Source organism: Halanaerobium sp. (assembly GCF_003070835.1).
Genome location: NZ_QBLR01000471.1, coordinates 1 through 1827 on the forward strand (window position 1 = coordinate 1; position 1827 = coordinate 1827).

Here is a 1827-nt window from a genome sequence, read left to right on the forward strand (position 1 = left end):
AGCGGTTCATTTTTTTCTCTGACTTATCTAAATCATTAATTTTTTCTTCCATGGAATTTACTTTTTCAGTTAATTTCTCTATTTTCTCTAAAAGTTTTTTTTGGTCATCATTCTGCCAGAATTTCCAATTCATATCTCAGCCTCCAAGAATCATAATTATAGTTCCTCTCGATTTTGTATTTTATATTTTTCTTTAAGCTCTTTTGGAATAATAAAAATATAGCTGTCACCAACTTTTCTTAGTTTTTCAGTTTTCATAGTCGAACACCTCAATCATATTATAGCATTTAAATTATTCGAAATCCAGGTAAAAAAGCTTAATTCTGCCGTTGTATAGCTCCACATGCCGTGATATAATTATATACGTGAATAGGTGATACTAATGAAAAAGATTCAGGGATTTCAGATGTCTAAGGAGGACCTTAATAATGTTTGATACTATTGATCAGAAAAAGAGAAAATTTGATGAAAAGAGACCACTACCAAAAAATACTTTAAAAAGCTTAAGAGCAAAACTCCTTTTGGAGTGGATATATAATTCAAATGCAATTGAAGGTAACACTTTAACCTTATCTGAAACAAAAGTAGTGCTGGAGGATGGTATAACAATCGGTGGAAAAACATTAAAAGAACATTTGGAAGTTGTAAATCATAAAGAAGCTATTAATTACATGGAAGATATAATTAATAAAGAAGAGAAACTTTCAGAAAGACAAATAAAAAATATACACTATCTAATACTTAAAAGCATAGATGATGAAAATGCAGGTAAATATAGAAATGAAAAAGTAGTAATAAGTGGCGCTGAGCATATACCTCCTGCACCTGTTTTTATTCACGATCAAATGGAAGATCTAATTAATTGGTATTATGATAAAGGCTCAACTCTTCATACAATAGAAAGAGCTGCCAGATTACACACTGATTTTGTTAAAATACATCCATTTATTGATGGAAACGGTAGAACAGCCAGGATATTATTGAATTTTGAATTAATAAAAGCTGGTTATCCAATAATAATTATTAGAAACGAAGATAGAGTTAAATACTATGAAAGCTTAGATAAAGCACATACTACTGGTGACTATAGTGACTTCATTGACTTAGTATCTGCATCTTTAAATAAAAGTTTAGACATCTATTTAGATATAATTAATTAAATAAAGATATTTACCGGCTCCAGGTGCTCCACCTTTAAATCCGGATCCCAGTGCAGAAGCAGGCTCTCCTCTTTATTTATCTTTGCCAGCTCTTCCTCTGCAGTAAATACTTCAAACTCCAAATTGTTTTCCCTCAAGACTAAAGAAACCAGATCAAGGATCTCATCTTCCTCTTCATCACTGTAGAGATAAAGATCTTTATCCTCTTTTTCAGCCCGAGCTGCCAATTTAAGCACCTCAGCCTCAATTTCTTTAATTGCCTGATAAGATTTTTTCACATATGTAATAGTCTTTTTAGTTTTTTCTTTAATACCAGCCGGGGTTAAGATGTATTTAATATTCCGGGAATTAAGCCTTTCAATTTTAATCAGACCCTTTTTAGCACACTTTTTAAGTAGGGTATTAACCAGACCTAAAGAAATACCGGCCTCTTTTGCTATTTCCCGCTGGGAAGGACTATCTTTGCTGTTTAATATATTTAAAATATCTGTTATTTTTTGCTCCATTTTAACTCCTTCAAGATGTTTAATTATTATTGCTTTCAATACAAAACAAAACTAATCTAAAATATTTTTTATTTCAATTTCAAGTTCTGGTATTTTATTTTTAAATGTTTCCCATACTATTTCTAATAGAATACTATCATATTGATGAATTAAAACATCTC

The 1827-nt window shown here is 30.5% G+C and carries 3 protein-coding genes; 1 reads left to right on the top strand and 2 read right to left on the bottom strand.

The window, feature by feature from the left end:
• Positions 1-428 precede the first annotated feature (428 nt).
• A complete protein-coding gene (locus tag CI949_RS20545) occupies positions 429-1160 on the top strand; it encodes a Fic family protein (RefSeq protein ID WP_290769895.1) in 732 nt (243 codons plus the stop codon).
• On the opposite strand, the gene CI949_RS20550 is transcribed toward CI949_RS20545, so the two are convergent.
• A complete protein-coding gene (locus CI949_RS20550) occupies positions 1157-1666 on the bottom strand; it encodes a winged helix-turn-helix transcriptional regulator (RefSeq protein ID WP_290769897.1) in 510 nt (169 codons plus the stop codon). The two genes, CI949_RS20545 and CI949_RS20550, sit on opposite strands and share 4 nt — an antisense overlap.
• Before the next feature lie 51 nt (positions 1667-1717).
• Positions 1718-1816, bottom strand: a complete 99-nt coding sequence (locus CI949_RS21065) for a HepT-like ribonuclease domain-containing protein (protein WP_365942075.1) — start codon at positions 1814-1816, stop codon at positions 1718-1720.
• Positions 1817-1827: the final 11 nt, after the last annotated feature.

Bases quoted from the DNA above. Each gene is read 5' to 3' on its own strand.
- CI949_RS20550 (WP_290769897.1), bottom strand. From the start codon at position 1,666: ATGGAGCAAAAAATAACAGATATTTTAAATATATTAAACAGCAAAGAT.
- CI949_RS20545 (WP_290769895.1), top strand. From the start codon at position 429: ATGTTTGATACTATTGATCAGAAAAAGAGAAAATTTGATGAAAAGAGA.